The 12732-nt window shown below is 63.1% G+C and carries 10 protein-coding genes; 9 read left to right on the top strand and 1 reads right to left on the bottom strand.

Features of this window, described 5'->3' with window-relative positions; all coding sequences use genetic code 11:
- The first annotated feature begins 6 nt into the window (after positions 1 to 6).
- Genes V6607_RS18870 through V6607_RS18855 form a run of 4 tightly spaced genes read left to right on the top strand, consistent with a single transcriptional unit; the run spans position 7 to position 5273 of the window.
- On the top strand, positions 7 to 1350 hold the full coding sequence (locus V6607_RS18870; RefSeq protein ID WP_134326831.1) for a 3-oxoacyl-ACP reductase: 1344 nt from the start codon (positions 7 to 9) through the stop codon (positions 1348 to 1350).
- Between the two features lie 2 nt (positions 1351 to 1352).
- Positions 1353 to 2243 carry a MaoC/PaaZ C-terminal domain-containing protein gene (locus tag V6607_RS18865; protein WP_134326830.1) on the top strand — a complete coding sequence of 297 codons (891 nt, stop codon included), beginning with the start codon at positions 1353 to 1355 and terminating at the stop codon, positions 2241 to 2243.
- A complete protein-coding gene (locus V6607_RS18860) occupies positions 2240 to 3538 on the top strand; it encodes an acetyl-CoA C-acetyltransferase (protein ID WP_102369297.1) in 1299 nt (432 codons plus the stop codon). Before V6607_RS18865 ends, V6607_RS18860 begins: the two co-directional genes overlap by 4 nt.
- A gap of 31 nt (positions 3539 to 3569) precedes the next feature.
- Positions 3570 to 5273, top strand: a complete 1704-nt coding sequence (locus V6607_RS18855; RefSeq protein ID WP_134326829.1) for an AMP-binding protein — start codon at positions 3570 to 3572, stop codon at positions 5271 to 5273.
- A gap of 114 nt (positions 5274 to 5387) precedes the next feature.
- Here V6607_RS18855 and V6607_RS18850 read toward each other — a convergent pair whose 3' ends face one another.
- Entirely contained in the window at positions 5388 to 6284 is an 897-nt protein-coding gene (locus tag V6607_RS18850) for a MurR/RpiR family transcriptional regulator (protein WP_003214679.1), read from the bottom strand.
- Positions 6285 to 6587: 303 nt separating this feature from the next.
- On the opposite strand from V6607_RS18850, the gene iolC reads away from it, so the two are divergent.
- The 5 genes from iolC (at position 6588) to V6607_RS18825 (ending at position 12725) form a co-directional block, all read left to right on the top strand.
- Positions 6588 to 8525, top strand: coding sequence for a 5-dehydro-2-deoxygluconokinase (iolC, locus tag V6607_RS18845; protein ID WP_134326828.1), 1938 nt, complete (start codon positions 6588 to 6590; stop codon positions 8523 to 8525).
- A 147-nt stretch (positions 8526 to 8672) separates the two neighbouring features.
- On the top strand, positions 8673 to 9566 hold the full coding sequence (gene iolE, locus V6607_RS18840) for a myo-inosose-2 dehydratase (protein WP_003214685.1): 894 nt from the start codon (positions 8673 to 8675) through the stop codon (positions 9564 to 9566).
- Positions 9563 to 10357 (top strand): 5-deoxy-glucuronate isomerase, encoded by a 795-nt coding sequence (iolB, locus tag V6607_RS18835; protein WP_003214687.1) that lies wholly within the window; start codon positions 9563 to 9565, stop codon positions 10355 to 10357. The genes iolE and iolB overlap by 4 nt, the downstream gene beginning before the upstream one ends.
- Before the next feature lie 22 nt (positions 10358 to 10379).
- A complete protein-coding gene (locus V6607_RS18830; RefSeq protein WP_003214689.1) occupies positions 10380 to 11882 on the top strand; it encodes a CoA-acylating methylmalonate-semialdehyde dehydrogenase in 1503 nt (500 codons plus the stop codon).
- Positions 11883 to 11909: 27 nt separating this feature from the next.
- Positions 11910 to 12725 (top strand): TIM barrel protein, encoded by an 816-nt coding sequence (locus V6607_RS18825; protein ID WP_134326827.1) that lies wholly within the window; start codon positions 11910 to 11912, stop codon positions 12723 to 12725.
- Positions 12726 to 12732 lie beyond the last annotated feature (7 nt).

The raw sequence follows: 12732 nt of genomic DNA, 5'->3' as shown, positions 1-12732 counted from the left end.
TTATCCATGAGTGACAGCTACCTCTCTTTCGTCAATTCCCCCTTGGGAGCCTGGTTGGCCCGCACTGCCGGGCTGCCCCAACCCCTGGCATTGCAACGTCACCGCAGCGGCCAGCAAGGCCTGGCCAACCCGGTAATCGTCGCGGGGGTAGGGCGCCTGGGGGCGCAAATCCAGCGCATCTTCACCGCCACCGATACAGTGACTGCCACCGCTGCGACCCTCAAGGCACCCTCCACGGTCAAGGTCCAGGGCGCGGTGTTCGACGCCAGCGACATTGCCGACCTCAAGCAGTTGGACGAGCTCTACGAATTCTTCCACGCCAACGCCAGGCGCCTTGGGCAGCACGCCCGGGTGGTGGTGCTCGGCACCGCGCCGGAGTTGTGCAAGGACCTGCCCCAGGCCATTGCCCAGCGTGCCCTTGAGGGCCTGGTGCGTTCGTTGGCCAAGGAGTTGCGCCGGGCGATCACCGTGCAGTTGATCTACGTCGCACCGGGTGCCGAGGACGGGCTGGAAAGCAGCCTGCGGTTCTTCCTGTCGCGGCGCTCGGCCTATGTTTCGGGGCAGGTGGTGCGCCTCGAAAAACCCGTCGATAGCCCAACCGAAATCAACTGGGACAAACCCCTCGGCGGCCGCCGTGCCCTGGTCACCGGCGCCTCCCGTGGCATCGGCCTGGCAATCGCCCAGGTGCTGGCCCGCGATGGAGCCCATGTGGTCTGCGTGGATGTGCCCCAGGCCCAGGATTCGCTGCAACAGGCGGCCGGCAGCGTCGCAGGCACCGCACTGGCGCTGGACATCACCGCCACCGATGCCGCGCAGCAGTTGCACGCCCATGTCAGCCAACACGGTGCATTCGACGTGGTGGTGCACAACGCCGGGATTACCCGCGACAAGACCATCGCCAAGATGACTGAGACCGCGTGGCGCAGCGTACTGGCGGTCAACCTGGAAGCACCGTTGCATCTGAGCACGGCGCTGCTGGAAAGCCAGGGCCTGAATCCGGGCGGGCGGATCGTGTGTGTCTCATCGATTTCCGGTATCGCCGGCAACCTCGGGCAAAGCAACTACGCCACCTCCAAGGCCGGGGTGATCGGCCTGGTACAAGGCCTGGCCCCGCAGGCGGCGGCGCAGCAAGTGACGGTGAATGCCGTGGCACCGGGCTTTATCGAAACCCAGATGACCGCGAAGATCCCGCTGATGATTCGCGAAGCGGGGCGGCGGATGAACTCGATGTCCCAGGGCGGGCAACCCATCGACGTGGCAGAAACCATCGCCTGGCTGGCGCATCCGGCATCCGGCGGGGTCAATGGCCAGGTGGTGCGGGTCTGCGGCCAAAGCCTGTTGGGAGCCTGAGCATGGACTATGTGACGCAGATTATTGACCCGCCGCCCTCGCGCTCGCGGCTGTTGCTGGACGGGGTATTGGGGCTGCGCAAACCGAAGCTGGAAGGCGAGCCGACGTTGCCGAAAGAACGCCTGGTGCGTTCGGCCGTCGAGCTGTCTGCCCAAGGGATCGCGGCTTACGGTCGGGCCTGTGGTTTCCGCCGTGAGCAAGGCGTGCCGCTGTCCTATCCCCATGTGCTGGCGTTCCCCTTGCACCTGATGTTGCTGACCCGCCCGAGTTTCCCGTACCCGGCCAGCGGCATGGTGCATTTGGCCAATCGCATCCGCCAGCATCGACGGCTGGAGGCGGGCCAGGCCTTGCGCCTGGAGGTGTATTGCGAACGCTGGGTCGCCCATCCCAAGGGCCAGGCGCTGAGCATCGCCACCCGTGGCTACAGCGCGGGCGCCCTGGTGTGGGAGAGCGACAGCCTGTACCTGCGCCGTGACGTAAACGCGCCGGTTGGCGAGCCGTGGGACGACGCGTTGCCCTTGCAGAAAGATGGTTTGCTGCGCACTCAACGCTGGGTGCTGCCGGCGGATCTGGGGCGGCGTTTCGCCAGGGTCTCGGGGGATTTCAACCCCATTCATACCTCGATGATCGGCGCCCGATTGTTCGGTTTTCGCCGGGCCATCGCCCACGGCATGTGGACCCTTGGCCGCGCCCTGGCCGCCCAGCAACCCCCCGGCGGACTGGACCAGGCCGAGGCCCATTGCGACTTCAAGCTGCCGATCTTCCTGCCCGGCCAGGTGGCGCTGTGGAACGTTCCGCCAACCGGCCCGCGCCGTGAGTTTGAAGTGCGTAATTTCGCCGGTGACAAACCCCATATGCGTGGGCTGTTTATCTGGAATGAGACCGATCGATGAGTGACTACAGTTTCAACCCGGCCCCGACGCGCCGCGTGGCGATTATCGGCGGCAACCGTATCCCGTTCGCCCGCTCCAACACTGTGTACGCCCATGACAGCAACCAGGATCTGCTGGTCGCCGCCCTGCAAGGCCTGGTGGACCGCTACAACCTTCACGGCCTGCGCCTGGGCGAGTTTGCCGCGGGTGCGGTGATCAAGCATTCCCGGGATTTCAACCTGGCCCGGGAAAGCCTGCTGTCTACCACACTGTCTCCCGAAACCCCGGCCTACGACCTGCAACAAGCCTGCGGCACCGGCCTGGAAGCGGCGTTGCTGGTGGCGAACAAGATCGCCCTTGGGCAGATCGAAGTGGGCGTTGCCGGTGGTTCCGACACCACCTCCGACGCGCCCATCGGCATCAACGAGTCCCTGCGCCGCACCTTGCTTTCAGCCAATCGCGCCAAGGGCACTGGCGCCAGGTTGAAGGCCTTGATGGGTGTGCGCCCGTCGATGTTCTTCAAGCCGCTGCTGCCGCGCAATGGCGAGCCGCGCACCGGCTTGTCCATGGGTGAACACTGCGAGGAAATGGCCAAGCGCTGGCAGATCAAGCGCCTGGCCCAGGACGAGTTGACCCTCACCAGCCACCAGCGGCTGGATGCGGCGTACAAGCAGGGTTTCTTCGATGATTTGATCAGCCCGTATCGCGGCCTGGCCCGGGACAACAACCTGCGGGCCGACGCCAGCCTGGAGAAACTTGCCGGCCTGTCACCGGCCTACGACCGCCAGAACGGCACGCTCACCGCCGGCAACTCCACGCCCCTGACTGACGGCGCGTCGGTGGTGCTGCTGGCCAGCGAGGAATGGGCCGCCGAGCGCGGCTTGCCCGTATTGGCGTACCTGCGAACCGGTGAAACCGCTGCGGTGAATTTCGTCGACGGCACCGAAGGCCTGCTGATGGCGCCGGCCTACGCCGTGCCACGCATGCTCAAGCGCGAGGGCCTGACGTTCGCCGACTTCGATCTGTTCGAGATCCACGAAGCCTTCGCCGCCCAGGTGCTGTGCACCCTCAAGGCCTGGGAAGATCCGGATTACTGCCGCGACCGCCTGGGTCTCGACGCGCCGCTGGGCAGCATCGACCGCAGCAAAATGAACGTCAACGGCGGCTCCCTCGGCTGCGGCCACCCCTTCGCCGCCACCGGTGGCCGGCAACTCGCGGCACTGGCCAAGGCGATCCACCAGCGTGGCGGCGGCCGCGGCCTGATTTCGATCTGCGCGGCGGGTGGGTTGGGCATTACCGCTATCGTCGAAAAGTAGTTCCCACCATAAAAACAACAAGGAGACTGCCATGAACGCTGTAAGCCTGGAACAGACCGAACGCCTCTGGTTGAACGCTTACCTGCCCGGCGTACCGGCAGACATCGACGCCGGCATCGAGGATTACCCGTCGTTGCGCGAGGTGTTCCTGGAGCACCTGCACAAATTCCGCGACCGCGTGGCCTACGTCAGCATCGGCACCGAAATGACCTACGCCGACTGGGAGGTGCAGGGCATCGCCTTTGCTGCGTGGCTGCAAGCCCAGGGTGTGAAGAAGGGCGACCGGGTGGCGCTGATGATGCCCAACTGCTTGCAGTACCCGATCTGCCTGCTGGGCACGATTCTCGCGGGTGCGGTGGTGGTCAACGTCAACCCGCTGTACACCGCCCGGGAGCTGCAGCATTTGCTCAAGGACAGTGGCGCAGAGACCCTGGTGATCTTCGAAAACTTCGCCCACACCCTGGAGAAAGTGGTGGCCGCCAGTACCGTCAAACGTGTGGTGATCGCGGCCATCGGTGACCTGCTCGGCACCTTCAAGGGCGCGGCGATGAACTTCATCCTGCGCAGCGTGCAGAAGCAGGTGCCGCGTTTCAACCTGCCGGGGGCCGTGCGTTTCAACCAGGTGTTGAAACAGGGACGCGGGCAAACCCATCTCGCCGTGCCGATGAGCCGCGAAGACCTGGCCTTCCTGCAATACACCGGCGGCACTACCGGCGATGCCAAGGGCGTCATGCTCAGCCATCGCAATATCATCGCCAACCTGTTGCAGGCCAAGGCGTGGGTCGGTGATCAGCTCGATCAGAACCAGCAGGAAACCAACGTCACCCTGCTGCCGCTGTACCACATTTTTTCCCTGACGGTGAACTGCCTGATGTTCATGTGCCTGGGCGGGCGCAACATCCTGATCGCCAACCCACGGGATGTGAAGCGGGTGCAGATGATCCTGCGCAAGGAGCGTTTCAACGGGATTGCCGGGGTGAATACGCTGTTCAACGGCCTGCTGGAAAACAAGGAGTTCTGCGCCCGGGATTTTTCCGATTTGCGCATGGTGATCGCCGGCGGCATGGCCACCCATACCGCTGTCGCCAAGCGCTGGAAGGAAGTCACCGGCTTGCCGATCATCGAAGGCTACGGCCTCACTGAATGTTCGCCGGTGGTGAGCATCAGCCCCATCGACATCTCACGCATGCGCGAGATGGAATTCACCGGCAGTATCGGCGTGCCGTTGCCGTCGACCTGGGTGCGGTTCATTCGTGAGGACGGTGAGTTGGCGGAACTGGGCGAGCAGGGCGAACTGCAAGTACGCGGCCCGCAGGTGATGCAGGGTTACTGGAAACGCCCGGCGGAAACCGCCGAGGTGCTGGATGCCGAAGGGTGGCTGTCTACCGGGGACATCGGGGTGATGAATGAGCAGGGCTTCATCCGCCTGGTGGACCGCAAGAAAGACATGATCCTGGTGTCCGGGTTCAACGTGTACCCCAACGAGATCGAAGACGTGGTGGCGTTGCATCCGGGCGTGGCGGAAGTGGCGGCGATCGGGGTTGAGGATGGGGTGACCGGCGAGAGGGTCAAAATCATCGTGGTGCGCAAGGACCCAAGTTTGACCCAGGAGCAGATTCTGGCGCATTGCCGGGAATATTTGACGGGGTACAAGGTGCCGCGGTTTGTCGAGTTTCGTACGCAGGAGTTGCCCAAGACGACGGTGGGCAAGGTGTTGCGCCGGGCACTGCGCTAAGCCTTACGATCGTTCCCACGCTCTGCGTGGGAACGCCTCTTGTGACGCTCTGCGTCACGCTTTGGACGCGGAGCGTCCGGGGCTGCATTCCCACGCGGAGCGTGGGAACGATCGTCAGTCGTCGAATCCCACCTGCTCATGAATCTCATCGACCTTCAATTCCAGCCGATACGCCACGGCAATGAACAACGCCTGGCACAGGCACAGCGTCGCACTCAGTGACCTGAACGCAAACGACGAGCCTTCATTCACCAGCAGCACCGTGCTCGCCCGCTTGGCCAGGGGCGACAGGTTGCTGTCGGTAATGATCAGGGTCTTGGCCTGATGGTGCTGGGCAATCCGCAGGCAGTGCTGGGTTTCCTTGCCGTAGGGCGTAAAGCTGATGGCAATCACCAGGTCGTTGGCCCGCACACTGCGCATCTGCTCGCGATAGCTGCCGCCCAATCCCGAGACCAGATGGATGCGCTTGTTGGTGTGCTGCAGGTTGTACACCAGGTAGTCCGCCACGGCGAACGAGCGGCGCACGCCCACCACGTAGATATTGTCGGCATTCACCACCAGGTCCACGGCCTTGTCGAAGGCTGCGTCATCCAGTTCCAGCCCCAGGCGCTCGATCCCGGAGAGGGTGGCATTCACGCACTCACGCGCCAGGTCGCCGCCGCTGGCTTTCTGCGACTTGTTGGCGATCATGCTGCGGATGCGTTGCTGGTAGTTCTGCACCGGCGTGGTCTTGTGGGTGTAGGCCTCGCGGAACAGCGCCTGCATTTCACTGAAACCACTGAACCCGAAACGCTGGGAAAACCGCACGATGGCCGACGGGTGCACTTCGCATTCACGGGCGATGTCGCTGATGCGGTCGACCATGATCCGGTCGCTCTGCTGGCTCATGTAGCTGGCGATGCGCTTGAGCTGGCGCGGCAGGCTCTCGTATTCATCGGTGATCAGCTGCAACAACCGCTCGGCGTTAAGCGGCGGGCTGGCGAGTGCGTCTTCCGGGGCGCTCTGGGACATAGGGAATCCTTCTGGCTTGTTCTTATAGGGCGCGTCGAGGCGCCCCTGACAATAAGTCGATGTGCGCAAGTCTACAGCGTAGGCGCAAAAAAATACCTCGGCATCCCGCCCCACGGTGCAGCTGAAACGATGCACTGCGGCTGGAACATACCGATGATGGCGTATTGGAAAATATATTCCACAAAAAATATTTATAGAATAAATATTGATTGGCGTCACCAGACGTTCTAGTCTGCTTGCACCAAGAGCGTATGCCGCCACCGCGACGGCATACGCAGGCTGATAAAAATAACAGGAGCCAGCATGGGCCAGACTCGTTTTGCCAGTGGGCGTCAATTGGATCTGATTTGCCTGGGACGCCTGGGCGTCGACCTTTACGCACAACAAGTGGGTGCACGGCTGGAGGATGTCTCGAGCTTCGCCAAGTACCTCGGCGGTTCCTCCGCCAACATCGCGTTCGGCACCGCGCGGCTGGGGCTCAAGTCGGCGATGTTGAGCCGGGTAGGGGACGACCACATGGGGCGTTTCCTGCTGGAGTCCCTGGCCCGCGAAGGCTGTGACGTCAGCGGCATCAAGGTCGACCCGGAACGCCTCACCGCCCTGGTGCTGCTGGGCCTCAAGGACCGCGAAACCTTCCCGCTGGTGTTCTACCGCGAGAACTGCGCCGACATGGCCCTGCGTGCCGAAGACATCAGTGAAGCGTTCATTGCTTCCAGCAAGGCGCTGCTGATCACCGGTACCCACTTCTCCACCGACGGCGTGTACAAGGCCAGCATCCAGGCCCTGGACTACGCCGAGAAGCATAACGTCAAACGCGTGCTCGACATCGACTACCGCCCGGTGCTCTGGGGCCTGGCCGGCAAGGCCGATGGCGAAACCCGGTTTGTGGCCGACCAGAATGTCAGCCAGCACGTGCAGAAAATCCTCCCGCGTTTTGACCTGATCGTCGGCACCGAAGAAGAATTCCTGATTGCCGGTGGCAGTGAAGATTTGCTCACGGCATTGCGCACGGTGCGTGGCCTGACCTCGGCCACCCTGGTGGTCAAGCTTGGCCCCCAGGGCTGCACGGTGATCCACGGCGATATCCCGGCCCGCCTTGAAGACGGCGCGATCTACCCCGGGGTACGGGTGGAAGTACTCAACGTGCTGGGCGCCGGCGATGCCTTCATGTCCGGCTTCCTCAGCGGCTGGCTTGAAGACGCCAGCGACGAGCGCTGCAGCCAGTTGGCGAATGCCTGCGGCGGCCTGGTGGTGTCGCGCCATGCCTGCGCGCCGGCCATGCCGACCCGCGCCGAACTCGATTACCTGTTCAACAGCCCGGTGCCGATTACCCGCCCGGACCAGGACGCGGTGCTGCAACGCCTGCACCAGGTCAGCGTGCCGCGTAAGGTCTGGAAGCAGCTGTTTGTATTTGCCTTCGACCACCGCTGGCAGTTGGTGGAACTGGCACAAAAGGGCGGCCAGGACCTGGCGCGCATCAGCGCCCTGAAGCAACTGTTCATCCAGGCCGTGGAACGGGTTGAAAGCAAACTGGCGGAGCAGGGCGTCGAGGCTGACGTCGGGATTCTGGCCGACCAACGCTTCGGCCAGGACGCGCTGAACGCCGCCAGCGGTCGCGGCTGGTGGATCGCCCGCCCGGTGGAAGTCCAGAACTCACGGCCGCTGGCCTTTGAACACGGGCGCTCGGTGGGCAGCAACCTGATTGCCTGGCCCCGGGAGCAGATCATCAAGTGCCTGGTGCAATTTCACCCCGATGACGAGCCATTGCTGCGCCTGGAACAGGAAGCGCAACTCAAGGCCCTGTATCAGGCGTCCCTGGTCAGCGGCCATGAGCTGCTGCTGGAAGTCGTGCCCCCCAAGGATCACCCGTCCACCTATCCCGACGTGCTCTATCGCAGCCTCAAGCGCCTGTACAACCTGGGCATCTACCCGGCGTGGTGGAAGATCGAGGCGCAGTCGGCCGCAGACTGGAAAAAGCTCGACGAGCTGATCCAGGAGCGCGATCCCTACTGCCGGGGCGTGGTGCTGCTGGGCCTGAACGCTTCCGCCGAATGCCTGGCCGATGGCTTCCAGCAAGCCAGCCAAAGCCAGACCTGCCGCGGGTTCGCCGTGGGTCGCACGATCTTCCAGGAACCGAGCCGAGCCTGGCTGGCGGGGGAGATTGACGATCAAGCCTTGATTGAGCAGGTGCAGTGCATCTTTGAGCAATTGATTAAGGCTTGGCGCAGTTCTCGAAGCTAAACACGCAATCAAATGTGGGAGCTGGCTTGCCTGCGATGGCATCACCTCGGTACACCTGTTAGACCGAGTCGCGCGCATCCCAGGCAAGCCCGCTCCCACATAAAGCAGATCTCAGGCAACTCTGAAAAAACAATAATAGGTGCAGCCATGCCCGCTATCCGAATTGGCATCAACCCGATCTCCTGGAGCAACGACGACCTGCCGGCCCTGGGCGGTGAAACGCCGTTGAGCACGGCCCTCAGCGAAGGCAAGGACATCGGCTACGAAGGCTTTGAACTCAACGGCAAATTCCCCAAGGACGCCAAAGGTGTCGGCGATGTATTGCGCCCCTACGACCTGGCACTGGTCTCCGGCTGGTACTCCAGCCGCCTGGCCCGGCGCTCGGTGGCGGAAGAAATCGAAGCCATCGCCAGCCACGTCGAACTGCTGCGTGAAAACGGCGCCAACGTGTTGGTGTACGGCGAAGTCGCCGACTCGATCCAGGGTTCGCCGGTGCGCCTGATCGAACGCCCGCGCTTCCACAGCGAACAGGCCTGGCAGGAATACGCCGACAAACTCACCGAACTGGCGCGTTTCACCCTGTCCCAGGGCGTGCGCCTGGCGTACCACCACCATATGGGCGCCTACGTCGAATCCCCGGAAGACATCGACCAACTGATGCGCCGCACCGGCCCGGAAGTCGGCCTGCTGTTTGATTCGGGCCACTGCTACATGGGCGGCGGCGAGCCTATCGAGGTGCTGCGCAAACACATCGCCCGCATCTGCCACGTGCACTTCAAGGATGTGCGCAAGCCGGTGGTGCAACTGGCACGCAACCAGATGTGGAGCTTCCCGGATTGCATCGTCAACGGCACCTTCACCGTGCCCGGCGACGGCGATATCGACTTCGCCGCGCTGCTGGACGTGCTGCTGGCCGCCAATTACCAGGGTTGGCTGGTAGTGGAGGCCGAGCAGGATCCTGCCGTGGCGCCGAGCTACATCTATGCGAAGAAGGGTTACGACACCCTGCGCGCACTGTTGAGCGAGAGGACTGGACAATGAGCCTGTTGGTCAAAAGCAGCAAGCGCGGGCAAACCATGGTGGCGCTGGAAGAAGGGCGCCTGGAATACGTGGGCTTCGCCGCCTACCGCCTGAGCCTGGGTGAAACCTTGCCAGTCACCGCCGGCGACAAGGAACTGTGCCTGGTGCTGCTCAGCGGCCGGGTGACTATCCAGGGCGAAGGCTTCAACTGGGAAAACCTCGGTGATCGCCACTCGGTGTTCGAAGACAAGTCGCCCTTCGCCGCTTATTTGCCGCCAGGCACCGACGCCCAGGTCACCGCGCTGAGCGACGTGCAAATTGCCGTCTGCGCCGCTCCCGGCTCAACCGACGCAGGTCTGGCACCCCGTCTGATTCGCCCCGAGCAATGCAAGCGCAGCGTACGTGGCAAGGGCGCCAACACCCGCTACGTGTGCGACATCCTGCCCGACAGCGAGCCTGCCCATTCGCTGCTGGTGGTGGAAGTGCGCACACCGTCCGGTCACTCGTCGAGCTACCCGCCCCACAAGCACGACACCGACGATCTGCCGCACCAGAGCTTTCTCGAAGAAACCTACTACCACCAGATCAACCCGCCCCAGGGCTTCGTGTTCCAGCGCGTCTACACCGACGACCGCAGCATCGACCAGGCCATGGCCGTGGAAAACAGCGACCTGGTGGTGGTGCCCAAGGGGTATCACCCGGTCAGCGTGCCGTATGGCTACGAGTCTTACTACCTGAACGTGATGGCCGGCCCCAAGCGCGCCTGGCATTTCCATAACGACCCGCAGCACAGCTGGCTGCTGGATCTTTAAGCACTTTCGACGGAGAACAATAATGAGCAACGCCCCGGTAATCGGCCATTACATCAACGGCCAGGTGCACGACAGCGCCAGTGAGCGTTTCAGCAATGTGTTCAACCCGGCCACCGGCGAAGTCCAGGCCCGCGTCGGGCTGGCCAGCCAGAAGACCGTCGATGAGGCCGTGGCGTCGGCGCTGAAAGCCTTCCCGGCGTGGTCCGAGCAATCATCCCTGCGCCGTTCGCGCGTGCTGTTCAAATTCAAGGAATTGCTCGACCGGCACCACGATGAGCTGGCTGAAATCATCAGCCGCGAACACGGCAAAGTGTTCTCCGACGCCAAGGGCGAAGTCACCCGTGGTATCGAGATCGTCGAGTTCGCCTGCGGTGCGCCAAACCTGTTGAAAACCGATTTCAGCGACAACATCGGCGGCGGCATCGACAACTGGAACCTGCGTCAGCCACTGGGCGTGTGCGCCGGCATCACCCCGTTCAACTTCCCGGTGATGGTGCCGCTGTGGATGATCCCGCTGGCGCTGGCCACCGGTAACTGCTTCATCCTCAAGCCGTCGGAGCGCGACCCGTCCGCCAGTTTGCTGATGGCCCGCCTGCTGACCGAAGCCGGGCTGCCCGACGGTGTGTTCAACGTGGTGCAGGGTGACAAGAGCGCGGTAGATGGCCTGTTGCAGCACCCGGATATCGAGGCGATTTCGTTCGTCGGTTCCACCCCGATTGCCGAGTACATCCACCAGCAGGCCACCCAGCGCGGCAAGCGTGTGCAGGCATTGGGCGGGGCGAAGAACCATATGATCGTGATGCCCGACGCCGACCTGGATCAGGCGGCTGACGCCTTGATCGGCGCAGCGTACGGCTCGGCCGGCGAGCGCTGCATGGCGATCTCGATTGCCGTGGTGGTGGGCGATGTCGGCGACAGGCTGATCGAAAAACTGCTGCCGCGTATCGACCAGTTGAAGGTCGGCAACGGTATGCAAAAAGACAGCGAGATGGGCCCGCTGGTTACCGCCGAACACAAGGCCAAGGTCGAAGGGTTTATCGACCAGGGCGTGGCCCAGGGCGCGAAGCTGATCGTCGACGGTCGTGGCTTCAAGGTGCCGGGCGCGGAGGGTGGTTTCTTCGTCGGTGCGACCTTGTTCGATAACGTCACCACCGAAATGAGCATCTACCAGCAAGAGATTTTCGGGCCGGTGCTGGGCATCGTGCGGGTGGCGGATTTTGCCAGCGCCGTGGCTTTGATCAACGCCCATGAGTTCGGCAACGGCGTGTCGTGCTTTACCAGCGACGGCGGCATTGCCCGTGCCTTTGCCCGCACCATCAAGGTCGGGATGGTCGGCATCAACGTGCCGATTCCGGTGCCGATGGCCTGGCATTCGTTCGGTGGCTGGAAGCGCTCGCTGTTCGGCGACCACCACGCCTATGGCGAAGAAGGCATTCGTTTCTACAGCCGCTACAAGAGCGTCATGCAACGCTGGCCCGACAGCATCGCCAAGGGCCCTGAATTCAGCATGCCAACTGCCAAGTAACGTTTTCGAGTGTGGAGCACAACAATAATGAAGTCGCCTCTACGTTTTGCCCTGAACCGCATGGTCGCCCCCAGCCTTTCCCTGCCCGATTTTATCCAGCTGGCGGTGACCCTGAAATGCGACGCCATCGAGATCCGCAACGACCTCAAGGGCATCGAGATTGAAGACGGCACCCCTGCCAGCCGCGTGCGCGAATTGTGCGCGGTGCATGGCATCACGGTGCTGTCGATCAACGCGCTGTACCCCTTCGATGTGTGGGATGACGAACGCCGCGCCCAGGCCATCAAGCTGGCGGCCTATGCCCGCGAATGCGGCGCGCAGGCGTTGGTGATGTGCCCGTTGAACGACCGCGCCGACTCGCGCAACGAAGCCCAGCGCTCGGCCGGTTTGCGCACCGCCTTGAGTGAACTGGCGCCGATCCTGCGGGAATACGGGATTCTCGGTTTTGTCGAACCCCTGGGGTTTGAAGAATGCTCGCTGCGCCGCAAACGCGTGGCCGTGGATGCGATCAAGTCTGTCGGCGGCCTGGATGTGTTCCGCGTGGTGCATGACACCTTCCACCACCATTTGGCCAGTGAACATGAGTTCTTCCCCGAGCTGACCGGGCTGGTGCATATCTCCGGCGTGGAAGATGCCGACGCACCGCTGAGCTCGATCCGCGACGGCCACCGCGTGCTGGTGGGCGAGGCTGACATCCTCGGCAATGCCGCGCAGATCGACACGCTGCTCAGCACCGGCTACAGCGGCCACCTGTCATTCGAACCGTTCGCCGAAAGCGTGCACGGCCTGGCAGATATCAAGCAGGCGTTGGGGGCGAGTATCGCCCACCTGCAGAAACGATAAGGGGCAC

Origin of the sequence: Pseudomonas sp. KK18, assembly GCF_037094675.1 — a bacterium.
Taxonomy (GTDB): domain Bacteria; phylum Pseudomonadota; class Gammaproteobacteria; order Pseudomonadales; family Pseudomonadaceae; genus Aquipseudomonas.
Note: the sequence above shows the minus strand (reverse complement) of the source record. Positions and strands in the feature narration are given on the sequence as shown.

Coding starts and splice junctions, on each gene's coding strand:
- V6607_RS18860 (WP_102369297.1), top strand. CDS start 2,240: ATGAGTGACTACAGTTTCAACCCGGCCCCGACGCGCCGCGTGGCGATT.
- V6607_RS18830 (WP_003214689.1), top strand. CDS start 10,380: ATGAGCAACGCCCCGGTAATCGGCCATTACATCAACGGCCAGGTGCAC.
- V6607_RS18850 (WP_003214679.1), bottom strand. CDS start 6,284: ATGTCCCAGAGCGCCCCGGAAGACGCACTCGCCAGCCCGCCGCTTAAC.
- V6607_RS18865 (WP_134326830.1), top strand. CDS start 1,353: ATGGACTATGTGACGCAGATTATTGACCCGCCGCCCTCGCGCTCGCGG.
- iolE (WP_003214685.1), top strand. CDS start 8,673: ATGCCCGCTATCCGAATTGGCATCAACCCGATCTCCTGGAGCAACGAC.
- V6607_RS18825 (WP_134326827.1), top strand. CDS start 11,910: ATGAAGTCGCCTCTACGTTTTGCCCTGAACCGCATGGTCGCCCCCAGC.
- V6607_RS18870 (WP_134326831.1), top strand. CDS start 7: ATGAGTGACAGCTACCTCTCTTTCGTCAATTCCCCCTTGGGAGCCTGG.
- iolC (WP_134326828.1), top strand. CDS start 6,588: ATGGGCCAGACTCGTTTTGCCAGTGGGCGTCAATTGGATCTGATTTGC.
- iolB (WP_003214687.1), top strand. CDS start 9,563: ATGAGCCTGTTGGTCAAAAGCAGCAAGCGCGGGCAAACCATGGTGGCG.
- V6607_RS18855 (WP_134326829.1), top strand. CDS start 3,570: ATGAACGCTGTAAGCCTGGAACAGACCGAACGCCTCTGGTTGAACGCT.